Origin of the sequence: Traorella massiliensis, assembly GCF_900104665.1 — a bacterium.
GTDB classification, from domain to species: domain Bacteria; phylum Bacillota_I; class Bacilli_A; order Erysipelotrichales; family Erysipelotrichaceae; genus Traorella; species Traorella massiliensis.
In genome coordinates this window covers 82,013-105,897 of record NZ_LT629969.1, presented here as the reverse complement: position 1 = coordinate 105,897, position 23,885 = coordinate 82,013, and the positions used below count along the sequence as shown (strand labels likewise).

The window sequence follows — 23,885 nt, the reverse complement described above, 5'->3', positions numbered from 1 at the left end:
TCACGATCTATTTCTTTGCTTTAGGTTTTTTCGTTCCATACAATGAACGAGATTGATTACGGTTATTTACACCGGCGCAGTCAAGAGTACCACGAATGATGTGATAACGAACACCTGGCAGGTCCTTAACACGTCCTCCACGAATCAATACGACGCTGTGTTCCTGCAGGTTATGTCCGATTCCTGGAATATAAGCTGTAACTTCCATTCCATTTGATAAACGGACACGGGCATACTTACGAAGCGCTGAGTTAGGCTTCTTTGGTGTCATCGTACCAACACGAGTACATACCCCACGTTTCTGTGGTGAACTTAAATTTGTTGGACGACGCTTTAATGAGTTATACCCTCTGTTCAATGCCGGGGATTTACTTGTCCATACTTTCTTTGTGCGTCCCTTAGTAACTAACTGATTAATTGTAGGCATATTGTCCTCCTTTCATTCAAACACACATTTCCGGGTGTGTCATTTCAAGCAATAAATGAATGTTCCCATAAAATAGGAACACACTTACGCTAGCTTTGATATAATAGCATTTTAAAGGCCCGGATGTCAACAGCTATTTTTTACTTTTTAAAAAAAATATTCACAAAGAAATAAGATCATAATTCTCTTTTTCCTCTAAAGCAAAAGGATCATGGCGGATAGTTATTAAATTATTGACCGTTACAAGAAATCGGCAATCATTTAAAATTACAAAAAAGACGAAGCTTTCTTAATAAATCAGCTATTCGTCTTTTTTACATAGATACTATATTTTATATTTGTTCATATCTAAAAATTTCAGTAATTCCAGCCACTGTTGGCATTTCATTTCGTTCAATAATCTTAAATCTTTCATTATTTGCAATTACAATTGCAGTTTCTGTAGAAATATTTGCTTTTTCAAATACTTGAAAATCAATCTCACAAAGCAAATCTCCAGCTTTAACTTTATCTCCTACATTGACATAAGACTTAAATCCTTCACCATTTAAATCAACAGAATCTATACCAATATGAACAAGAAGTTCGATACCGTCTTGACCCACGATTCCATATGCATGTTTACTATCTGAAACTACTCTTAACCTTCCTGTTATTGGTGCATATACCTTTTCATTATCAGGTATGATAAATACACCATCTCCTAAAACTTTTTTTGCAAATACAGAATCTGATATTTTTTCAATCGGCAGTACTTGACCTGTTTGTGTAGCATACACAACATTTCTTTTTTCCCTTTTAAACAAATTGAATTCCTCCCTCAATTATCGAAGAGGCGACTGAGCCATCCTGCGATAAGTATGTCTTCTTCCTTTTACAGCTATACATATATTTTCTAAGGTTTCGGGAAGCGTAACACTTTCAAATACGCCGCCAGCAGCTATATTAAACATATCTACGCCACATACTTTGTTATCTAATATTATTCTTTCAAGCACTTCCTTGCTTGATGCTTCAAGCGAATGAGCAACGCTAGAAGCCGCTAATGATTTTTCTCCATGAATTGCATCAACAAGTTTTGTAACATAATCAATACTATATCCAGGAACAATTCCCACAGCTGGAATATCAACAATATCAGCACCCGCCTGTGCTAATTTTCCTACAAAATCAGGAGTTACAATTTCTTTTAAATTATAAGGGGGAAAATTCTGATCAATATTTCCTGGCCCATGCGGAATTCCAGCCTCAATGACTATTTTATCTTTAAATAGTTCGTGAGCTTCATGCACTGCATCTAGCATTTCTTGCTGGCCATATCCGCATAAACAAATAAAATCATATTTTTCATCAATAAGATATTCCATCATTTCTTTTGAATATATAGAATTTTTGTAGATCCCGCCAAAAACTTCATTTTTACGAGGAACTAATAAAATCATCCCAATCGGTCTACCAACAATCTTTTTTAATTCGGGAATACTATAACCTATACCTAATTCTACTTGTAATAAATCTTTAGTCATCTTATCATCTTCAGATTTTTTTGATGGCAGTCCTGGTATTTGTAAATTCTTTGGATCATATCCTTCAAGTGTAATATAATCAGCACCAAATGCAGCAGCCAATTCAATATTTGATACTTTTTCAAGATAATTTGGTGACAAAGGGCAGACATAAGCACCTGCAACTCTACCCTCCGAAGCACGAATTCCATCTAAAAAATCTTTCTTTGAAAGTTCTGTTAATTGTTTTGGGGTAAATTCTAAATATCTTTTGCTCATTACATATTCTCCTTATTTCTATATTGAGGAATTATTTCTTCATCTCCGGCTTTATAACCCCAAATCCATACAGCTACAAATGAAAGAACAGCCGTCATAACAGCACCAATTACCCAATAAACAAAAGTATCAGTAAAATATAAAGGAATTGATCCAAGAGGAGATAAACCCAATGCTATTGCGCTAACCTTAAAAATTCCATAAAAAGCACCTCCGATACCGCTGCAAATACAAGAAATGATGAGTGGTTTTTTTAGTGGTAAGCACACCCCATATAATGCAGGTTCAGTCAACCCAATACCTGTTACAAGTGCACCTGTGGCAGCCACTGATTTAAATTTTTGATTCTTTGTCTTAATAAAAATACATAATGCTGCTCCTGCCAGTCCACAGTGAGCAATTGACATCAGCGGCATGATATAATCGACGCCAGTATGTGATATGCTATCCAGCATAAGAGGCACAAAACTCAAGTGAACCCCTGCCAAAACAACCAGAGGATAGAGAGCTCCAAACAACAAACTAGCAGGAATACTAGCAACAGCATATAAATTAGCATAACCTTCAGTTAATATATCACTTGCCCATTGTGAGAACGGACCAACGAAGGCAATCACAATCGGGCCTAAAACTAATAATTCAACAGCAGGAACAAGAACTGTTCCTAAAGAAGCAGGTATGACCTTTATAAGTATTTTTTCAGTTTTAGAAAGTAAATAAACAGACAAAAGCGGTGGTATAACTGATGATGAATAACTTAACAGACGAATCGGTATTACATCAAACAACATAAGGCTGCTAACTTCATCGGTAACAAGAGACATCCAAGTCGGGTGCATCAGTATACCTACTAATGCTATTGCCATATATTTATTGCATTCAAATCGATCTGCAGCACTTACAGCTACTAAAAACGGAAGAAAATAAAAGGCTGTGTTTCCCAATACCTCAAGTGTAACATAGAAACCATCTCCTGGTTGAATGAGTCCTACTTTATACAGCAAGATCTGTAGTCCTGTCATCAATCCCGATCCGCATATTGCAATAATCAAAGGTGTAAAAACAGCAGACATTGTTTCAGCAAACATCGAGAAAGGATTTTTATTTTTACTATTTCCCTTTGTTTCTTCTATATTGTCAGCACCATTGAAGCTTCCATATTTCAGCAATTCTTTATAAACATCTTTTACTTTTTCACCAATAACAATCTGATACTGATCAGCAGAATCTTTAGTTGTCATGACTCCTTCCAAAGCTCTCACTTCGTCATCTCTTACCAAATCATAGTTATATAGCGTAAGACGCAATCTAGTATGACAATGGATTGCTTTTTTGATATTTTCTTTTCCTCCTACTAACGGTAGCAAATCTTTAATAAATTGTTCATTATTCACTGTTCTTTCCTCCCTTCAACAATTTATCTTCATTAATATTTTGAATTTTTATGGCGGTATATTTTTTTTCATTGTCTATTTCCTCCTAACGATTACGAAAACACATTTCATTACAAATCTAAAAAATTAAGAAATTAAATTATGTAAATGAATCATCAAATAAGCTTTTTCATTCTCATTCAATTTAAAATCATATTCATCATCAATCTTTTTTTCTATCATACATACACATCTATAACATTTAGGAAGTTCATATTTTAACTTTTCATATATCATTAGCGAATTGTCATTTCTCAATGCCATATCCTGTTTAAAAATCCGACGTGCCAAATATTGTAAATGAATCAAAAAACGATTATACGGCTGATAATTTTCATCACACTGAACGTCAAATTCTGATTTAACAATTTCAAGAATTTGTCGAGTAAGTGCTATTGTCTTAACTGTGAAATCATCTTCTCTAATTCGAGAATCAAGTATATGAAAAGCAATATATACTGCTTCATCATTTGGCAAACGAATATTTAGTCTTTTTTCAATTATATCTAAAGCATTTAAGCCTACAGCATATTCTTTAGGGGCAATTTTTTTGATTTCCCATTTAAGCAAGCTGCTGATATCAATACCAGAATTATGACGTTCAATTGCAAATGAAATATGATCAATCAATGTTAAATATATTTTCTCATTTAAATTTTCATTTAATTGTTTTTTTGCTGAATTAATTATTTCATCGCAGACTTTTACATATTCTAATGGTATATCTTCAATGATTCTACTTAATTTTTCAGCAACACCTTTACCTTGAGTAGTAAATATCTTATCTGCACAATCAAGTTGTATATCATCATTAATTGACTTGCCATAAGCAATACCATTTCCAACAAGAACAAACTCCGTAAGCATTTCATTAACAGCTATGATGACATTGTTATTTAATTTTTTCTTTATTTTCATCTTTTCACCTCGTAAAAAATAAAAAAACCTAAAAAGCAGTTCTCCCTTAAACTACTTTTTAGGTTTATGCCTCAGATGAGTGAGTTACATCCCTATCTATTCTTTTGTACACATATATTATCACACACACCTTCTTCTGTCAACAGAGCAAACACTACAAAACTCTTCATTTTTCAGTTTATGCTTTGATTGAATGTTGCTTCATATTAAAGAATAAACATATATCGAAGATGCTGGATCACAAAGCAAAATCACCATCTTTAAATACTACTATTTCATGATCGTTTTGATCAATGCCCATGATCTGCATATCATGAGTACCAATCATAAAATCGACATGAATCGAGGAGTCATTAAAATTCTCACCTTTGCCAAAACCTCTTCCCAAAGCAAGATGACAGCTCGCATTCTCATCAATTAAAGTCGTATAGTAAACAAGATGACTCATCGAAATCGGTGAATGATATTCCACCAATGCACATTCGCCTAAATATGCTGCATTTTCATCCATATGAATCAAAGCCTCTAACATTTCTTTTCCTTCATCTGCCAGTACTTCGATCACTTTTCCTTTTTTAAAACGAAATCCAAAATTTTCGATACTTTTGCCACCCAATACCAACGGACGGGAAGCATACACAATACCTTCTGTTTGATATTTATCTGGTGTCGTACATATTTCCTCTGTTGGGATATTTGCGTTAAAAGGAAGTTGTTCTTCATTTGGTTTCTCATAACCAAACTTAGAATCTTTTGACAATCCGATCGTTAGATCTGTGCCATTGGAAGCTGTATAATGTAATTTCTTCAAATGCAAGGCATCGATCTTATTACCCATTAAACGCCTCTTTTCATTTAATTGCTTCCATGTTTCAACAACATCATTCTCTTCATCAATATAACAAAGCTTAAACAACAGCTTCCACAGTTCTTCTAAAGCTTTCTCACTATCTTTTTCATTTAATATATAGCTAGCCCATTTTTTAGTGGGAATCATGGCTATTAGCCATTGACAATGTTTTTCACGGCTTGCTTTGCGCATGATATTTCGAATGGCATCTACATGAGCGAAAATCGCATTTGACTGTTCTTCGCTCACATCTTTCATCAATTCTACATCAACCCCTTCTAAGCGTACATAACAGGCTCCATCTTCTAAATAAGGTTCATGCATCTCCACTTCCCACTTTTCAACCTTACGTACATCCTGATCACTGCGATATTTTGCAGCAACTTTCATATTTGCCATATCTAAATAATGAACAACGACATTTCCAGCCCCCAGTTTATAACATTCTTCCGCAAAAACTGGCGTAAATTCATGTCCTTCCACACAGGCTTCAACTAAGACAGTCTGTCCTTTCTGTACATTTAAACCAACTTTAGCTAATGTATACGCATATTTTCGAATCATTTTTTCTAAATTCATCTTTATATCCTCCCTTTATATTTTTACATTTTTCTTATATACAAATATCCAAAGTATAAATTGAATGATCGAGGTAAATAACCAGCTAATTGGAAAACAAATATAAATGCTTTCAAGTGTCTGATAATATGGAAAAGCAAAATAAAGCCACACAAGCCGTAATCCGCATATACCAATGATCATAAGAAGCGTTGGCAAAGTAGATACTCCCATTCCTCTCATGGAACAGACGAAAACATCTAAGATACCATTTAAAAAAAGCCATACCACAACATACTTTAACCGTATCATACCATATTCACGGACCATGGCCTCATTCGTATAAAAGCCTAATAATGTATTACCAAAACCATATACTAATGCACTAATTAATAAAGAACTTAAAACTGTCAAAGCAAGCGTTACCAGCATTATTTTTAAAACAGCATCCTTTTTCCCAGCTCCCATATTCTGGCTTGTAAAAGTAATCGTTGCCTGTGTAAATGCCATCATGCCAATATACGCAAAATTTTCAATATTTGCTCCGGCGCTATTTGCGGCTACGATCGTAGAGGAATTAAACGAATTGATATTTGACTGGATCACTACATTGCTCAAAGAAAAGACAATCCCTTGAATACCTGCTGGAACTCCAATTTTTATGATATCCCATGCAATCGTTTCATCTAACCGAAGCTTACGGAAGTCTAAATGTGTTGCATCTTCCTCTTTAACTAAAGCAATTAAAACAAGGCAAGCAGAAACAGCCTGAGATACTACTGTCGCAATTGCAACGCCAGCTACACTCATCTGAAAAACAATTACAAATATCAGATTTAATACAACATTTAAAATTCCACCTGCAAATAAAAAATACAAAGGTCTTTGAGTATCTCCTTTAGAACGAAGAATTGCAGCTCCAAAATCATACACCAATAAAAACAATGAACCGCAAAAATAGATCTGCATATATAAATTACTTAAATCAATGATATCTTTAGGAGTTGACATCGCTATTAAAAATGATCTGGCAAAAATAAAACCAATTACCGTTAATATAGCTCCTCCGCCTAAAGCTACAAATATAGAGGTATGTACAGCCCTGCTGATCAGTTCATCCTTTTTTATTCCCATACAGCGTGCAATGACAACATTTGAACCTGTAGCTAGTCCATTAAACAAAGAGGTGATCAGAAAGACAATCGATCCCGTGGCCCCTACTGCAGCTAAGGCTGTTTCACCTGCAAATTTTCCAACAACGATCGTATCTGCTGCATTAAATAAAATTTGAAGAAAATTAGTAAACATCAATGGAACTGCAAATAAGACAATATTTTTTAACAAGGGACCATTGATCATATCAATACTATATGTTTGCTTCATAAGATACCTCCACAAATAAAAATATCTATATGAAAGTTTATCATTTTTATGAAAATATGTACATTATTTTTTACATATTTTTTCATTTATTGTAATAAGCAGCAATCAGCTCGACAATCCGGCTATAGCTTTGTACACCTTCTGATTCACCATTCGCCTTTAAATAAAGATCATTCATTTGATTGGATACTTCCGATACAACTCCTTCATAATGATCCCAAAACTCATTATTCGCTAATAAATCTTTTTCTATCGCTTTGTCAAGCAATCCCCTTACTTCCCGCCAGCTTTCATCATCCATACGATATAAAGCATTCATACAGTAAGCCCAGCCAAGCATATAGCCACTATATTGAAAATCAATATTTTCATCACGAATGCATGCTAGAAAAGCAATGAAATTAGCTTCATCTTCCTGCATAAAGCCTCTTAAATGAGAAAGCTCATGACAAGCGGTAAATGGCATATTATAAGGAATCATATCACCATTGTAATTTGCTTCAACTGTAAAAGGTAAATAGATACCTGATAAGCCCTGATAAGATAACAGCTCAGAAACGATCAACTTCTTTGGCCGAGGATAATAACCAGAAAGACTCTCATATTCTTCACCTAGAGATCTCATTGCTGAAATTGCCTGTTCACCTTCATCTACGCTCAGCACCATGATTCCCTTTTCATTTCGTAAAACCTGATCACTCAATTCATTTAATTCTTCCGTAAGCTGCACACAGATTTCTTTTAATTCTTCAGCACTATATTCTATAGGAATGATCCCGCTTTCTTCAGAAAAAGAAGTACGTCTATAATTGATGCCACAACAAATAACATAAAGAAATATCAAAAAGCCTGCTCCAAGCAATACACCTGAAAACCATGAAATTAGATAAGATTTCTTAGAATCCTCTGTTTCCATATTCAAATATGGCAAAGAAACATCTTCTTTATTCTTTTTTGATAAGCTACTTTTTTTTCTGATTGCCTGAACTAACGTATATATGAGCCAGATCAAAAGGATATATATGAATATTTCACACAATGAAAAAGAAAAAAAGCCGCTTATACGCCCAATAACACTTACTAACAGCGGATAAATATGAGTTGCATACCATTGCGCAAATCCATTCACTTTTAAAGAAACAAGCATCAATATCACACTGATGAAAAGCAACGCAAATGCCCCAATCAGCCGATATTGAACCTTCTTTTCAAATTTTATATTTTTCATAATTCCTCATTTAACGCTGTGTTTCTTCTAAATAGCGTTCATAAATAGCACTCACTTCATCATGATCAAAAGGGCTTTTACGATCTGCCACTAATTCAATGACCTGATCAAGCCCTTTTTCAATCGCTTTTTTCAGTTCCTCTGAATACCCCATTTCAATGCCATGTTCAACATATTCATCTTCATCCAGGATCGTCCACCCATACTGGGGATTCACTTTTAAATCCAGATCATAATCAATATTTTTTAGACTTTCTCCATCATATATGCTTGGTGAAGCAATATTACAATAATAATAGATACCCGTCTTACGTATCATACTGATGACATTAAACCATTTATCGGGATAGAAAAAATAGATTGCCGGTTCACGAGTCACCCATCTTCTGCCATCACTTTCACTCACCCACGTCTTATTTGTAACACAGACGATTCTTTTTTCATTAGCTTCCATGACATAACCCTTAGCCCATGTGCGATGAAGTGAGCCATCATGCTTAAAGCTTTGAATATAAATTGATTCTTTTACTTTTGGCAGCATCCTCTCACTCCTTACTAACTTTAATTATTATACACAAAAGATGACCATTTTTGAATGGTCTTTTTATTTGTGTACATATTAGATACTAGTAAAGGAGATTACTATGGCCAAAAAATTAACGTTAACCCCTAAAGATTGCCTGTATATCGAAGATATCGTCAATGCATCTATGCTGATATACAAAAAAACAAAATTAGAAATGGAACAGCTTCAAGACGAAGATTTAAAAACTTATCTTGAAAATATTTGTACAGATTTAAAAGATCAGGCAACAACACTTGTAGATCTAATGGGAGGTGCCAAATAATGAAATTCAATGATGAGCAGATCATTAACTGCGCCCTTGTATCTTTAAAACATTTAAGAATGATGTATGCTTATTTCGCAGAAGAAGCAGGAACACCTGAATGTTTTCAAACAGCCAACGAATTATTTGAAGAAGTTACTCAAATGCAAAGAAACACTTATGATCTGATGATCGAACAAGGCTGGATGACAGTACAGGCACAAACAGCAAGTGCTATTGAAAAAAGCCATAAACAGTTAAAAACAAAAATAAGTGAAATGAAATAGTTGAAGAACTCCTTCAACTTTTTTATAATATCTTTATGAAAAATCTAATTTATGAACAAATCAAAACCATCACTGAAAATGAAAAAGACTTAATTGCCAATCTTTCCAATATTTCAGCCTGTTTAAATGAAAACCTTACTGATATCAATTGGGTAGGCTTCTATTTGATGAAAGAAGGAGAACTTGTTTTAGGACCTTTCCAGGGAAAAGTTGCCTGTATCCGAATTCCTATAGGAAAAGGTGTATGTGGCAGTGCAGTGAGTGAAAGGAAGATATTACGTATTGATGATGTCCACCAGTTCAAAGGACATATTGCCTGTGACAGTGCCTCAAATAGCGAAATTGTATTACCTATCTATAAACACGATGAGATCGTTGCAGTGTTAGATATCGATTCTCCATCGTTCAATCGTTTTTCTGAAGAAGATGAAAAAATATTAAATGAGATCACAGCTTATATAAGTAAATTATTTTAGTCAATCATAGGATTGACTTTTTTTAATTCATCTTTTCTAATTCATAAATCCGAATATTTAAAATATTCTCATTTTTGATATTCATCCATCCTACATAATAATCAAATAAATCAGAAACATCATGAATATCAAACTTCAACATATCTTTTAACATCCTGGCTTTCATATCAATTTTATAAATCTTATTTTCCATTTCATATTCACATGGCATCCCCCTTGTTTCAGGACAACTGCACACACCATCAACTTTACCATAACTCGCAATTTTTCTTAGTATGACACCATCTTTCAATTTTTTAAAATATCCAAAATCTTTCATTGCTAAGAAAACATAACTTGTTTCCTTTGAATAATGCTTTTGAAGAATTTTAAAAACTTCACTTGTATGATAATTTCCAAAAATCAAACTTCCTATCTCTTTCATCTCGATGATCACAAGTTGATCTTTTTTGATACATTTATTTAGATATTCACAATTAAACTCACAACTCTCAGCAACCTTATGGCATCGGGCATTTTGATAAATATTAGGGTAACGGTAGATTAGTTTATATTCATCAGCACCATCCAATATCTCATAGACCGGTATAAGCATCACAAAATATTCATTTTCAAACAATTCAGATAACTCACTTTTCTTCTTTTTAAAAAACATATTCTCCTCCAGATACTTTATACTATATTATACAAAATTTATTGATCAAGAAAAAAAGATTTCCGCCTTATGACGAAAATCTATATAGAATTAAAATATTCATTTGCACATTCCTGTGCTGATTTAGCGGAATACAAACGACAGAAAGATTTACCTAAATCGGTTGTCTTTACGATTTGTTTGTCTTCCATAAGCTTGCCCACTTCGTTATAGCCTTCATTACTCAGTTCTAAATCAAGTAATTGGATCCAGCTGGTCGCTCCACTTTTTTCTATTGGACATGAATAGATACGAATCGGACATTTCATCGTTTGATACTGTACTAAATGGAAAATCTCACAACGATCATAATCCACACCGATATTCACAACATATCCATTATATTCTCTAATTTTCCCTAGTGGTGAATCCTGATTCATACCAAAATGTAATGGATGCTTCTCAATGATCAGCTTTGCATATTTGCCCCATGCCAAGAAAGACACCATCGGATGGTTGCTTCTCAATACAGCATCGTTACGCATAAACTGAATTGGCACTTCTCCCACTCCACTTGGAACACTCAACTTTTTATTGAATGGCAAAGCATTTTTTCTGGCTTCTGCCACCTGATCTCGTGGAACTTTTCTTATTTCTATTGGATCACATAAATGCCGAGTTGGCGCTGCCATTACGATCGTTCCATCATATCCCACAAGCTCCATCAAAGCTTCAATGATGCTCTGTGCACCACCAACCACATAACGAAATGGTTTCATGGAAGCAGATACATACAAAAGCATCCCCTTCTTTACTCCGATTCTCTGTAATGCGGCTTTAATATCTTCTTTTGTTAGCATCTCTTCCATTCCTTCACCTCCTAGCGGTTATGAGCAAAACGGCTTGCAGCACTTGCGGCAATCGCTCCAACAATATCATCTAAAAAGGTATTACACTGTTTTCCTTTAGAGTTTAGTTTACTGATGATCAAAGGTTTTACCTTATCAATATACCCATAATTTGTCAATGCAATCGAACCGTATAAATTACAGATACCATAAGCTAACACTTCATCAATTCCATATAATCCTTCATCTTGTAAAAGCATTTCTGAAAGTGGACCTTCCATCTTCCCCTCTTCAGCACTTTTATCTAAAAATATCCCTGTCAGAATTGCATTCTGTACTTCTCTTTTTTCTAGCACCGCTTCAACGCCTTCAAGCGCCATATCAACGGTTAATTGTGGATAATATTTTGACTGCAGAAAAACAACACACTCTGCAATATCTTTTAGCTCAACGCCTCTTTCATTTAATAATCTGACACATAATTCTTTCATCTCATCCCTCCTTTTCTTATATTATAAGCCTTTTTACCTTAAATTGTAAGTAGGGTACAGGAATAATAGTAATCCACCCCTTTTTATTCTAATTCCATCAAATAAAAGATAGCTTGTTTAGAAATTGATTCATCTACTACTTTAAAGATAAATTGTTCTTTATTTGAAAAATGAAGTTCTGCCTTTTCATTTTCAAACTGAAGAATTACAAAATCACTCGTTTGTACAGTTTCAGATATTTCATAATCATCCGCTACACGATTCTTTTCCCCTCTACTTAATTTACCATCTTTTACTTCGTATATCACATATTCATTTTTATTTGCCCAATACAGATACCGGGTTTCATCTTTTTGATTATAAAATTTATTCAATCCAGCCATATAGTATTCAGAAGGATCATTCTCATCAGACTTAAAGTGCAGCCCCTTGTTTTGTTCTATCGGCTATGTTAAAATAAAGTCAACTTCTTTGATTTGTTTTTATTTTACAAAGGGAGGTGATGTGATGCCAAAGGTAGCTTATTCTGAGGAGGATAGAGAACGCATTAGAAAGGAACTTGTTGCAGTTGGTCTTGAATTGATGGCAAAACAAGGCATACAGCATACTACTGTGGAGCAAATATATAAAAAAGTTGGCATTTCTCGAACTTTCTTCTATTCTTTTTTTGCAACGAAAGAAGACCTGATCGTTGAAACACTCTACTTGCAACAGCCTAAAATTATTGAACAAGTGCGGAAGCTCTTATCCGATCCTGCTTTGAGCTGGCGTGATGCCGTGAAGCAATTTCTCTATGCCTGTTGTTACGGAGAGAAAAACGGTATCGCTGTTTTAACAATTGAAGAACAGCAACTTATTTTTAAGCGTCTGTCAAAGGAAAGCTATCAAATATTCCGTCAAAAGCAGCTACGTCTATTTGGAGATATTTTAGAAAATTTCGGAATAAGGGCAGACGAAGCAAGAATCAATTTATTTACAAATTTGAGTCTGACAACGATGGTTGTACGCATGGCAATCCCTGATACGTTACCCCTGTTTGTTCCCGAAGCTGCTGATGAAACGGTTGATTTCCAAATAAACGCTATTGTGGATGCCTTGGAAAAATTAAAAACAGAGTCTACGCCCTGATTGATGGACATAGAAAAGTCCGTTCGAATATTATGATTCGGTCTTATATTCAGACGGATTTCATTTTAGCCAAAATAAAAACAAATTTAATAATTTGCATTTATTTTGAAGTAATAGAAACTAAAACAATTTGTTTTACCTATACTTTGGAAAATGTGTCCTAAAGTGGTATAGCTATTTTCAAAGTATTTCATTTATGATGCTATGGTTTCTGCCCCATTTAGCTTCATATAAAAACATTCAAACATTTAGGAGGAAAAATATGGGAATTTTTAGCAAATTATTTAAGGGCCCTGAAATTGACATGGAGAAGAGCAATGCAAACGCAAAGAAAATGCGTGCTCTCTTTAATCAAGTTGTAGAGAACGGGGACAATTACAGATTAATTTTCGGATATACCGAAGATGTGAGTCGATTTAACTATGGGTTTGTTCACGGAAGCAAAACAAAGATTGGAAATTTAATTGTCGGCTGGAATGAAGCCAGTCAGACGATTGTGGTCGTTCCCACAGTACCCAATCTTTCCGGCTGTGGCGATCCGACCTATTATCGCCGTTCTGAAATTTTGAAAGCATATCGGAACAAATATCCTACCGATGCTTTTATCATTTATCCGGACAAAAAAGGATACATTGGGATCAATGCCTATGACTGGCTGGAAGATGAAAAGTTATTTGTTTATGTATCACAAGATGATGAATTAGCTGCTTTTACCGACTTCTTTATGAACTACTTTGCAACAAAGTGAGTAAAAAAATGCCTATCGCAGAAATCGGGACGTTCCTGCTGCTTCTTGTGATTGTGTTTATTGTTGGTAATCTATGGTTTCATTTCGTAGAATCAATACTGCGACAGATTAATAAACTATTTACACGCCACAGTAAATCTTCGGCATGGCATCCTCTTTCACCGGGCAAGGAAAATGTTCGACATAAAGAAGATTATAAAACAGGCACGATAAACAAAAGAAATTGACACTCACTTCTATGAAAGAAACTATGAAAAAACAAATAGCGAATCAGTAAAATGAGGTTCTCATTTTTGAAAAAGCACATCTGTACCTGCCTCTGAAGTGAAAGAACGGATTGCTATTAATATCTTTCCTAAAAGGTTGCAGAGAATCTCCATAACTGACGTGAATTACCCAGCCGTATTTTGGCAGCCTAATGTAGAAACTGCTTTGTGGTGATATTTCCACACAAAGTAAATCAACTTTACATTTTTTCTGAAAATTATTGTATTCATCACCCAACAATGAAAACAGCATATGAAATGTTGTTTCGGCAGTTTACCTTCATGTATTTAAATAAACCACAGTAGCCTTTCGGCGATTTTGAAACAAAGAATTTCAAATCGCCTTTTTATATTAAACCCGTTCTCGGACTGTCGGCTTTCAACATGCAATCAAAGATTATCGTACATCAGCAGATACATCTAAGCCAAAAATTATTCCGCTATAAACAATCCTTTTTTTATAGACTAAATAGTCAGTGAAATTATAAGCAAGGTTATTAGGATATTAAAAATGATTCTTCTCAGATATATTCAACTGACTTTTCCCTCTTTTTCTATATTATCTCATAAGTTTACTTGTAAGTAAAAACGTTTTCAATTAAAATAAAGAAGAGGTGAAATTTATATGAATAAGGAAGAAGCATTATCATTTTATAAACAATATCGTGATAAATGTAACGCTTATCAGTTAGCGGAAACAACGATATTTTTTGATATGTCAACTATCGCACCTGAAAATGGAAATGATTACCGGATTAAGATGATGTCTTTATTAGGTGGTGAAGCTTATGACTATCAGACAGCACCTGAAAACATTGAAAAGTTAGAAGAAATGTCTAAGCTTGATTTAGGTGATGTAATGAATGAGGAAATACGTCAGGTTCTCAAGGATCTCCATCGTATCAGTAAATTACCACGTGACTTTTATATTTATATGCAGGAGTTATCTGCAAAAGGTGAAATAGCGTGGAAAAAGGCAAAAAAAGAAAAAGATTATTCTCTTTTCAAAGATGTCCTTAAAGAATTAGTTGAAATGCGTAAGAAAGCATATGACTACTATGGTTATGATAAGACATTATATGATGCGATGTTAGACGATTATGAAACAGGTATGACCATTGAGAAGTACGATAATTTTTTTGCTTGTATCAAAGAAAGACTTGTTCCTTTTATTAAAAAATTAGAAAAAGAAGGAAAGAAAATCGATGATCATCCTTTACATCAGACTTTTGAAATTGAAGGACAAGAAAAAGTCATGGATATATTAAAGGATTATATGAACTTTAATCCTAAAGAATGTTATATGGGATTAAGTGCCCATCCATTCACTTGCAGTTTTTCTTTACATGATGTACGTATTACAAATAAATACATTGAAAATTCATTAGTCAGTTCAATCTTTACGATCATTCATGAGTATGGACATGCTTTGTATATGATGCATGTAGATGAGAAGCTGGAAGGTCTCTATGTTAGTGGCAGCATGACTAGTGGCATGCATGAATCACAAAGCCGTTTTCTTGAAAATTATATTGGAAAACGTAAATCATTTTGGGTCAATAATTTTTCTAAAGTTAAAGAAATCTTCCCTGAGCAATTAAAAAATATTGCTTTTGATGACTTTATGGAAATGATCAATGTTGTACAGCCTTCACTTATTCGCACAGAAGCGGATGAACTTACCTATCCTTTACATATCCTTGTACGTTATGAGCTTGAAAAAGAAATGATCAATGGTAACATTGATATTGATCATCTAGATCAAATATGGGCTGACAAGTATGAAGACTATCTGGGTATTCGTCCTCAAGATGCCAGTGAAGGTATTCTTCAGGATATTCATTGGTCTGATGGCAGCTTTGGTTATTTCCCTACATATGCTTTAGGAAGTGCTTTTGGTGCTCAATTTTTTAAGGCAATGCAGAAAGATCTTGATGTAGATGTAGCATTGGCAAGCAATCATTTTTCACTGATTGAGGATTGGCTAAGAGAACATATTCATCAATATGGTGCTTTATATAAAGCTGATGAAATTATTGAAAAAGTATGTCATGAGCCTTTTGATCCAAATGTTTATATTGATTATCTGATTGATAAGTTTTCTAATATTTATGGAATATAAAAAGCACAAATTGTGCTTTTTATTTGTTTACATTTGTTTGTATTTTAATATTACCGTAATCTGTATGAATAGATAAATCATGCATGCTGTTAGTTTCATTGACATAAGAAGATGTCCTTGGATCATTATTTACAGAAACAAAACCAACATCAGTACTTGCATTCAGATTGATTTCTTTTTCTTCATGTACGATACCTGCATAAATATCACCATGCACACTGCTCATTTCATTTTTCCCATCAAGATGTATCATATTGCTCCAAATGCCTTCATTTTTTGCATAAAAAGTTGTATTTTTTATTTTACATGAACTCAGCATGATATGACCTGAAGTTTTTATATGGCTATTTTCAATCATAAAATTACCATTAAGCATTATTTGTTTGTTACCGATTATTGTATTGTTTTCAAGAATACTTTCTTTTGGAATTTCAACTACTATAATAAATTGAGTGATATCTGGCCTTCTTTCTTCATCTGATGTTGTTTCAAGATGAAACATGTCATTTTCATCTATATAATATTCATAAGAATCATAAGATGTATATTGAACTTTCATATGATATTGACCATCTTCTGATTCTCTAATTTCAAAATACGCTCCCTGTGCATTTACAATTACACCATGAATCTTTTCAAAATCTATTTCATCTACATAGCAATCTGTTTTTTCACTTTCTTTTATTTCTGATTCACTTATTATTTCTGATTCACTTTTATGAAAAGATGCATCTAACCAATTTCGGGAGATTTCTGACAAGCTATAATTTTGACCATAAACCTGAATTATCAAACCTTTTCCACTTACTATATAAGCAGTAGCCATCAGACAACATCCTAAAATAATACTGCCTATAAACATACGTAAACATATTTTTTTCATAAAACATCCCTTTTCTTATATAAATTTTTTAAAAACTGATTTTCTTTCATTATTTTTTTATATTCATTTTTCCATCCATAAATGGATAAGCCAAAAACACCTATACTGATCAGCATTCCACCAATTAAATATAAACCGTCAGCTAGACTCATTGAAGAACTTAAAGTAGTGTTAAAAGAAATAAAGACCCAGCTGCTGCAAATAATTAAAACGCTAAAAATAGCTAAAGGTAAGACCATGATATTTTTAGAATAACTGAACACAATTGAACTGAAAAGAATTACTACAACGAAAAAGAAGGCAAATTCATTTAATAAGGTATAAGCTAATATTGATAAAAAGATGCTAGTTACCATCATCAGCATCATCATAAATGCATGATTCGCTTTTATAGTTTCATAATTATTTTGATAGCGCTGGTATTCTTTTGGATTTTCTCGGATACCGATGATATATTCATCTTTGATACGATCAGCGAATTCATTCGGATTTCCTAAGGCTTGAACTGCTTTTTCATCATTGCCAGCATCTTCAAAATATTCACTCACATAGAGAACCGCTTCATCAATTTCTTCTTGAGGAAGAACAGCTAGTCGTCTTTTTATGATTTCTATATATTCTTGTTTATTCATGATCATCCTCTCCTTTCAATATTTCTTCTATCTTCCCTGAAAACTCTTTCCATTCTTTATAATAAATAGTACTCTGTTCTTTTCCCTTTTCTGTAAGGCGATAATAGCGGCGATTACGTCCCATGACCGCTTCATCATAGGTGGTCAGCAGTCCTTCTTTTTGCAAGCGTCTAAGTACAGGGTAAAGCGTTGATTCACTTACGCCAAGTTTTTCTTTGATTTCCTGATTTAACTGATACCCATATGTATCTTTTTTTCTCAATACGCTTAATACACATGCGTCTAATATAGTTGATCCTACTTGAAATGACATGTTTATACTTTCCTTTCAATAATATTATATATTATATAATATTATATGTCAATAAAAGGAGGACTATAACCTCCTTTTATCTATTTTAGAAACATTCCTTTAATTTTTTTCTCAGTATGACCAATAATGCAATTGCACTTGCACCCAGTAACCCAAGATATACTCCCCTCATCGAATTATCATTTGTTGATGGTGTTTCTGGATTTGGCTTATCTGATTCTGTTGTTTTTTCAACTAAACCTTTATATGCATTTTCAAATGCTGCTTTAGCCTGATTAAACTCTTCAACAGAAACATCATCCAAATCTTTTGATAATGCTATTAAAGCATCATATGCATCTTTATATGCCTGATAGCTTTCTTCAGTATAGTTAGATGCATCTTCAAGAATAAGCTGTTCAATATATGTTTTTGCATCCTCATCTTTTACTTTAACAGCTAAATTCTGAATAGCTTCTTCAAGAGAAGAAATTGATTGAGATACCGTTTCAGAGGTTCCATTTACAAGAACTTCTTTTGCCTTTTCTACACTGTCAAGTAACTGTTTGTAGCTTGATGTTGTGTATAACATCTGATCAAAACTATTCGCTCTTTCCAGCCACTGATTTAAAATCTTTACTGAAACAAGCTGTCTTTGAGCCAACTCTAATTTAGCGATAGCTTCTTTTAACTGTTCAGAAGATAAATTATTCAAGTCTAATGATTTCATTTCATTTAAAGTTAATTTCATTTGCGCATAACTTTCAGAAGTATAATCTTTTTCTGCACAGCTTTCCAGCTGAGTAATCAGTGCATTCAATGTTTCTAAAGATGCCTCATCTTTGATAACCAGCTGTTTTCTTGCACTTTCAATAGATGTAAGTGCGCTTGCTACAGACTCTTTGCTGCCATCCACTAACAGAGTTCTGGCATCATCAACCACCTTTTTATAAGCATTATAAGAGGCTTCTGTATAAAGTTCTTTATTTACTTCTTCAAAGACACGGATAGCTTCTACTAATTCTGAAATATTCACTAAATTCTCTTTAGCAGTTCTTACATCTTCTAATACCTTTTTAAATTCATTTGGATGAATCGCACTTGTATCATTTTCCTTGATCAAATCATCCATAGCTTTTTTCATGGCCAGATAAGCATTCCAGGATTCACTCGTATAAGTATTTTCAGGAACCTCAACAGAATCAATAAATTCTCTTTCAGACTCCGACATTAGAATTGCCTCTTCCAAAGCAGATGGATTGAAAACTAATGCCTCTTTTGCCGAAGTATAATCAGCAATTAGCTTTTCTACATCACTTACGGATACATTTTCAGGATCAGTTAAAGCATTTTGGATAGTACTTAATACATTTGCATATAAACGCCAAGAACGAACAGTATAATTTTCACTATCTGTTAATGCCTGATCGGCAATATTCTGAAGCTGAGTAATATCTCCCTTCAATTCAGGAGCATTTAAGATATTCTTGATTGAAAGAACTACAGAGTCAATACTTTCCTGAGCAGCATATTCACTTGTATATACTGCTTCTGCTGTATTCAGTACATCCGCATATTGATCAGCTGTTTCCTTTGTCCATAATGTAGTATCTGCAGGCGTATGTAGAAGTTTTTCTAATTCTTCTTTATTTACTGCAACAAACTCACTCTTTGACAGGATCATTTCAGAAATACTTACATCTGTATTTTCCCATTCTAATTTAATATCTAGTAAAACCGTATTTTCAGGCAAGATAAATTCATTTACAGTTTGTGCCAGTGTTCCCAGTGTCAACCACTTGCTTTCTGATTCATTTGTTAATACACGTGCATAAACAGTTGCATTTGAAATTGCATTTGCATTCTGAATAATCTTGATTCGATTCATATCATGATTATCAGATACAGTATAATTCAAAATTCCACTCTTACTATCCGGAATAAACGAAGTAGCAAGATTATTATCAGTCATGTAGGCAAATTGTCCATTTTTGGTATCATTACAACCGCTAAATGTAGGATCATTGACACTTGGTACATACTCACCATTATTAATTTCAATTTCCTGGAAACGCAGCCATTTATTTGATCCGGCTTTAGTACGTGTAATCTCAACCTTTAAATAGCGTGCATCCATATTGACATCAGTCACTTCTTTTGCGTTATAAGAGGTCTCATGTAATGGCAATACATCATTGATATCATCTTCATTCGTAGCCTCACCTTCATTTGGGCCTTCCTGATTTCCGATAAACATGATATCTGTCCATTCTTTTCCATCCATCGAAACAGATACTTTCGCATGACGAGGATAATCAATTTCACTATCTCTGCAGACAACCTTTAACGTATCAATATGAATCGTTCTTCCCAAATCATAAACAAACTGATTTCCTTGAGTCTGATTATACATGAAATTAACCTGTGTCGTACGATCACCATCAAATAAATTACCTGCTGGAGTGGTACTATCCAATGTAAAGTTCTTCGTCAATTCTAACGATAAAGACTTTTCATAAAACTCAAGTGTATTTACACGAAGCTCATGAATACTAAAAGTCACCGGTGCATTTGTATGATTGATCAATCGAATATAACGTGCATTGATATTTCCGTTATTTTCATCATAAACGGTCCATTCATAACCATTTAAAGATGTTTCTACAGTTATATTATCAGCATTTTCCAATACTTTCTGAATCGTAGTCACTTCATGAACACGATCCAGCTTGATTCCGATATATTCATCTTGATTCAAAGTAATATTACTCTGAGGATCAAGATAAGCATGATCTGTCAATACATTTACCCCAACATTGCGATATGCCTCTACATTGGTATAAGCTTTTGAATTAAAATAGACTTTCGATTGTACATCAAATTCACGCATACCGATCCAGTTCTTCTGAATAGCATTATTTACAACACGGACATATTGAGCCGTAATATTCTGATCAGAAAGATCAATCTGAATATGACGTGTATTGGTATACGATTGAATATCATGCCAGTCATTGTCATTACCAGTTAATGACCACTGCAATGTAACATTTTTAAAATAATCATTCGTAGTATCATCCATACCCTGCAGGATATCAATTTTTCCTAAGACGATCGGCTGTGATAACTTAACGCCGATAAAATCGCCTGGCATAGCTGTATCACGATTATCACCAGAACCCCACCTTACAGAATAATGAACTCCACTAGATAAATTACCATCAATAAGATAGGCTTCATCACCATCATAAACTGCCCAGCGATCCTGTGTACGAATCACTTCTTTTGTGAATGTTGCGCCTGCCGGTTCCAGAAGCACTTCAAATTCACGCATAGAAGGCCATTTATTGCCGCTTCCTGTTCTTGTACATTCATATCGAACAGCCACTACATCTTCAATCTCAATACCACTGACATTTACCGTTTCAGCATATTCACCATACTCTTTTCCACCATCTAAATCTTTCCATTCATCAGAATCAGAAGTCTTATACTTTAACTTTGCATAACCAAAAGTATCTTTTTCTTTACCGCTTTGGCTTGCGCCATTTAAAATATTGACCCCATAAATTGTTGCTGGAACACTAAAATTTACTTGATAGTACTGACCGGCAGCTTCATAACCATCATGCCATGCATGTGTATTATCTTTACCATCGATAATATTTTCAACAGCACCCGAATAGAAAGTATTAAAACTTGATTCAGCTGTGATTACTAGATTATTATCTTCTCCGGAAACATAATCATTGATAGGATCCGCTAATGTTTCCTGAAGTGTAGTCGCAAGGGGAATCAAATGAGTGGATCCCGGGCTCACAACTTGTAAGCTGCCATCTACCTTATTTTTCGTATATGTCTTTGACTGGTTCAAATAAGCTGTTCCATCCGTATAGCAATTAAATGCTGTATATAAATCATTTGAATCCAAAGCAATCTTAGCTTCTACAAAGGAACGAATTGAAATACATAAGTCTTTCAATGATTGGGTAAATGGCAATAACTCTTCCTTAAGATTTGCATTTTTACTCTTAATATGGAAATTTTCACAAGCATCAATGATGATATTCATTTCTAAAATTAATTGATTACCCGTTTCTTCAACTGAGCCATTTCCTTGCAGAGCCTGTTTAAATAGATCAATCAATGGCTGAAGTTCTTTTGATTCTTCTAATACGAGACCATGACCATTTGGCTGTGGATTTGACATATGTTTCGCAAGTGTATGCAGTTCTTCCGCAGCATCTGGTTCGATATATTCAAAAGAATCTTCCCAGCTTTTATCAACATCAAATCCTTTTACATTCCAAGAATAATCAGCTACTGCAAAAATGGCAACTTTTGAAGCCTCTGATTCCTGCATTGGATTTGTAACTAAACCGGCAATATCTTCGATATGAATATCTGTATGTAAAAGACTTGCTTTTCCCATTAGCAAGCGTCCATGATTGATATCATTCACAGGCCAGTTCAGCCAAAATAAAGGTGCACGTCTTTCCCCATTATTTGCATTGTAATCTCTGAAATGATCCAAAGTTTTCTGTTCAACGGGCTGGCAAACTGCCTCACCTGTCCAGAAGATCTGAACATCATCCGGGAACCCGGCATCATAATCATTTAATTCAGAATAATTTCCTTGCCATGAATGATTGTATCCTGCCGGACAGAAAACTGTATCATAAACATCACCTTTTTCTTTGGCCCATTCAGATACAGCATTCATCATCTTAATGACGATTTCACGATCAAGTGTTCCTACATCATCTCCAAGAACGCCAAACTGTCGAACACCTGCATCATAAAGCTGATCAAATTTTCTTAAAAGGCTCTGAATTTCTTCATCAGCTTTACTAGCATCAAAGCCACCCATAAAAGGATGAGCTGTCCAAACGAATCGACATTTTGATTCATTTCCTACCTTAACCATTTCTTTAATTGCATTGATTTCATCTTCAGGATATAGCTCACGCCATTTTCCTTTATGATATGGATCATCCTTTGGCGCAAAAATATAAGAAGTCATCTTAAAGTCGCCGCCAAACTCCATCAATGCCATACGATCTTCATTTGACCATGGAATACCATAGTACCCTTCAATAAAGCCACGAATATTAACATCTGCATAATCATTCATTTCAAAGTTTCTAATCGTTGACCCATCCATTTGATTAAAGATATGCTTTAAAGATGTTATACCATAGAAAGCTGCATCTGTATCAAGACCTAAAATAACGATTTCATCATTATTTGAAGCCAACAAATAAGAACCATAATGACTAAATAAGTCATCATTGTAATCATAATGATTCTGTACATACTGGTCTACATATCCATTTGACTGATAAGTACCTACAAGAATATTGGTTTTTCCTTTTACAATTTCATTGCTTACTGTAACATGCTTATCTTTAATCGCTAACACTTCTGCCATTCTATTTTTTGTTACATCATCAATTCCTTCTTCATAAACAACATTTACTTCAGGCCGGATAACATATTCTCCTTCTTGATAAACCATAGAATGTGGTGTCGGATAAATTTCATATTCTATATTGGCTGCTTCTACATTTGTAACTGCCGATGGTTGAATCATTGACAATGTGCTAAATGCAAGAACAAACGCCAATAAAGATTTCAAAACTTTTTCACAAATTATCCTCATTTTCTTCT

The 23,885-nt window shown here is 34.1% G+C and carries 23 protein-coding genes; 6 read left to right on the top strand and 17 right to left on the bottom strand.

From position 1 onward, the window contains the following. Nucleotides 1-7: 7 nt before the first annotated feature. From rpsL to BQ5367_RS07655, 9 genes are all read right to left on the bottom strand, one after another. A complete protein-coding gene (gene rpsL, locus BQ5367_RS07695) occupies nt 8-427 on the bottom strand; it encodes a 30S ribosomal protein S12 (RefSeq protein WP_071441956.1) in 420 nt (139 codons plus the stop codon). A 332-nt stretch (nt 428-759) separates the two neighbouring features. Continuing rightward, nucleotides 760-1,233 (bottom strand): PTS sugar transporter subunit IIA, encoded by a 474-nt coding sequence (locus BQ5367_RS07690; RefSeq protein WP_161940482.1) that lies wholly within the window; start codon nt 1,231-1,233, stop codon nt 760-762. Nucleotides 1,234-1,251: 18 nt separating this feature from the next. Next, the gene (locus tag BQ5367_RS07685) at nt 1,252-2,211 is read right to left on the bottom strand and encodes a DUF7916 family protein (protein ID WP_071441954.1); all 960 of its coding nucleotides are present in this window, start codon (nt 2,209-2,211) and stop codon (nt 1,252-1,254) included. Continuing rightward, entirely contained in the window at nt 2,211-3,605 is a 1,395-nt protein-coding gene (locus BQ5367_RS07680; protein ID WP_071441953.1) for a PTS transporter subunit EIIC, read from the bottom strand. The genes BQ5367_RS07685 and BQ5367_RS07680 overlap by 1 nt, the downstream gene beginning before the upstream one ends. A gap of 126 nt (nt 3,606-3,731) precedes the next feature. Beyond that, nucleotides 3,732-4,562, bottom strand: a complete 831-nt coding sequence (locus tag BQ5367_RS07675) for a PRD domain-containing protein (protein WP_071441952.1) — start codon at nt 4,560-4,562, stop codon at nt 3,732-3,734. A 238-nt stretch (nt 4,563-4,800) separates the two neighbouring features. Beyond that, nucleotides 4,801-5,991, bottom strand: coding sequence for an aminopeptidase (locus BQ5367_RS07670; protein ID WP_071441951.1), 1,191 nt, complete (start codon nt 5,989-5,991; stop codon nt 4,801-4,803). A gap of 15 nt (nt 5,992-6,006) precedes the next feature. After that, nucleotides 6,007-7,353, bottom strand: a complete 1,347-nt coding sequence (locus tag BQ5367_RS07665) for an MATE family efflux transporter (RefSeq protein ID WP_071441950.1) — start codon at nt 7,351-7,353, stop codon at nt 6,007-6,009. Nucleotides 7,354-7,435: 82 nt separating this feature from the next. After that, complete coding sequence (locus BQ5367_RS07660; RefSeq protein ID WP_071441949.1) at nt 7,436-8,581, bottom strand: DUF3810 domain-containing protein; 1,146 nt, start codon at nt 8,579-8,581, stop codon at nt 7,436-7,438. Between the two features lie 10 nt (nt 8,582-8,591). Next, nucleotides 8,592-9,122, bottom strand: a complete 531-nt coding sequence (locus BQ5367_RS07655) for a DUF402 domain-containing protein (protein WP_071441948.1) — start codon at nt 9,120-9,122, stop codon at nt 8,592-8,594. A gap of 103 nt (nt 9,123-9,225) precedes the next feature. Here BQ5367_RS07655 and BQ5367_RS07650 point away from each other — a divergent pair, with 103 nt between their 5' ends. Genes BQ5367_RS07650 through BQ5367_RS07640 form a run of 3 tightly spaced genes read left to right on the top strand, consistent with a single transcriptional unit; the run spans nt 9,226 to nt 10,171 of the window. Then, the gene (locus tag BQ5367_RS07650) at nt 9,226-9,429 is read left to right on the top strand and encodes a hypothetical protein (RefSeq protein ID WP_071441947.1); all 204 of its coding nucleotides are present in this window, start codon (nt 9,226-9,228) and stop codon (nt 9,427-9,429) included. Beyond that, nucleotides 9,429-9,695 carry a spore coat protein gene (locus BQ5367_RS07645; RefSeq protein ID WP_071441946.1) on the top strand — a complete coding sequence of 89 codons (267 nt, stop codon included), beginning with the start codon at nt 9,429-9,431 and terminating at the stop codon, nt 9,693-9,695. Before BQ5367_RS07650 ends, BQ5367_RS07645 begins: the two co-directional genes overlap by 1 nt. A gap of 35 nt (nt 9,696-9,730) precedes the next feature. Further along, nucleotides 9,731-10,171: a GAF domain-containing protein gene (locus BQ5367_RS07640; RefSeq protein WP_071441945.1), complete on the top strand. Its 441-nt coding sequence runs from the start codon at nt 9,731-9,733 to the stop codon at nt 10,169-10,171. A 22-nt stretch (nt 10,172-10,193) separates the two neighbouring features. On the opposite strand, the gene BQ5367_RS07635 is transcribed toward BQ5367_RS07640, so the two are convergent. The 4 genes from BQ5367_RS07635 to BQ5367_RS07620 form a co-directional block, all read right to left on the bottom strand. Continuing rightward, nucleotides 10,194-10,826: a hypothetical protein gene (locus tag BQ5367_RS07635; RefSeq protein ID WP_071441944.1), complete on the bottom strand. Its 633-nt coding sequence runs from the start codon at nt 10,824-10,826 to the stop codon at nt 10,194-10,196. Between the two features lie 80 nt (nt 10,827-10,906). Then, complete coding sequence (locus BQ5367_RS07630) at nt 10,907-11,674, bottom strand: AAC(3) family N-acetyltransferase (protein ID WP_071441943.1); 768 nt, start codon at nt 11,672-11,674, stop codon at nt 10,907-10,909. An 11-nt stretch (nt 11,675-11,685) separates the two neighbouring features. Continuing rightward, nucleotides 11,686-12,144 carry a phosphatidylglycerophosphatase A family protein gene (locus BQ5367_RS07625; RefSeq protein WP_071441942.1) on the bottom strand — a complete coding sequence of 153 codons (459 nt, stop codon included), beginning with the start codon at nt 12,142-12,144 and terminating at the stop codon, nt 11,686-11,688. 83 nt (nt 12,145-12,227) lie between these two features. Then, nucleotides 12,228-12,518 (bottom strand): hypothetical protein, encoded by a 291-nt coding sequence (locus BQ5367_RS07620; RefSeq protein ID WP_143052369.1) that lies wholly within the window; start codon nt 12,516-12,518, stop codon nt 12,228-12,230. 133 nt (nt 12,519-12,651) lie between these two features. Here BQ5367_RS07620 and BQ5367_RS07615 point away from each other — a divergent pair, with 133 nt between their 5' ends. From BQ5367_RS07615 to BQ5367_RS07600, 3 genes are all read left to right on the top strand, one after another. After that, entirely contained in the window at nt 12,652-13,272 is a 621-nt protein-coding gene (locus tag BQ5367_RS07615) for a TetR/AcrR family transcriptional regulator (RefSeq protein ID WP_071441940.1), read from the top strand. Nucleotides 13,273-13,534: 262 nt separating this feature from the next. Further along, nucleotides 13,535-14,020 (top strand): hypothetical protein, encoded by a 486-nt coding sequence (locus BQ5367_RS07610; protein ID WP_071441939.1) that lies wholly within the window; start codon nt 13,535-13,537, stop codon nt 14,018-14,020. Between the two features lie 891 nt (nt 14,021-14,911). Further along, nucleotides 14,912-16,408, top strand: coding sequence for a carboxypeptidase M32 (locus BQ5367_RS07600; RefSeq protein ID WP_071441937.1), 1,497 nt, complete (start codon nt 14,912-14,914; stop codon nt 16,406-16,408). Between the two features lie 19 nt (nt 16,409-16,427). Here BQ5367_RS07600 and BQ5367_RS07595 read toward each other — a convergent pair whose 3' ends face one another. The 4 genes from BQ5367_RS07595 to BQ5367_RS07580 all read right to left on the bottom strand — a co-directional run bounded on the left by BQ5367_RS07595 (nt 16,428) and on the right by BQ5367_RS07580 (nt 23,877). Next, nucleotides 16,428-17,291, bottom strand: a complete 864-nt coding sequence (locus BQ5367_RS07595; protein ID WP_071441936.1) for a DUF4097 family beta strand repeat-containing protein — start codon at nt 17,289-17,291, stop codon at nt 16,428-16,430. Continuing rightward, the gene (locus BQ5367_RS07590; RefSeq protein WP_071441935.1) at nt 17,288-17,923 is read right to left on the bottom strand and encodes a DUF1700 domain-containing protein; all 636 of its coding nucleotides are present in this window, start codon (nt 17,921-17,923) and stop codon (nt 17,288-17,290) included. Before BQ5367_RS07590 ends, BQ5367_RS07595 begins: the two co-directional genes overlap by 4 nt. Next, nucleotides 17,916-18,236: a PadR family transcriptional regulator gene (locus BQ5367_RS07585; RefSeq protein ID WP_071441934.1), complete on the bottom strand. Its 321-nt coding sequence runs from the start codon at nt 18,234-18,236 to the stop codon at nt 17,916-17,918. Before BQ5367_RS07585 ends, BQ5367_RS07590 begins: the two co-directional genes overlap by 8 nt. Nucleotides 18,237-18,321: 85 nt before the next feature. Continuing rightward, nucleotides 18,322-23,877 (bottom strand): beta-N-acetylglucosaminidase domain-containing protein, encoded by a 5,556-nt coding sequence (locus BQ5367_RS07580; protein WP_071441933.1) that lies wholly within the window; start codon nt 23,875-23,877, stop codon nt 18,322-18,324. Nucleotides 23,878-23,885 lie beyond the last annotated feature (8 nt).